The sequence below is a fragment of the Streptomyces sp. MUSC 14 genome, from assembly GCF_001866675.1.
GTDB lineage: Bacteria > Actinomycetota > Actinomycetes > Streptomycetales > Streptomycetaceae > Streptomyces.
Genome location: NZ_MLYN01000157.1, coordinates 1 through 307 on the forward strand (window position 1 = coordinate 1; position 307 = coordinate 307).

The 307-nt window shown below is 72.6% G+C and carries 1 protein-coding gene; it reads right to left on the bottom strand.

Features of this window, described 5'->3' with window-relative positions; all coding sequences use genetic code 11:
* Positions 1–293 (bottom strand): hypothetical protein (locus BIV25_RS52240; protein WP_218158542.1); only part of this gene is annotated, 293 nt, incomplete at its 3' end.
* Positions 294–307: the final 14 nt, after the last annotated feature.

Below are 307 nucleotides of genomic sequence, written 5' to 3' on the forward strand. Positions count from 1 at the left end.
TCCGACTCGGCCGACACTGCCACCCCGGCACCACTCACGCCTGCCACTTCCCACTCCACCAACACGCCCAACCCGACCGACACGCCCCACTCGGACGACGCGCCCACCCCGGCCGACACGTCCGACTCGGACGACACTGCCACCCCGGCACCACTCACGCCTGCCACTTCCCACTCCACCAACACGCCCACCCCGGCCGACACGCCCCACTCGGACGACACCTCCGACTCGGCCGACACGCCCCACTCGGACGACGCGTCCCCCTCGGCCGACACGTCCGACTCGGCCGACACTGCCACCCCGGCAC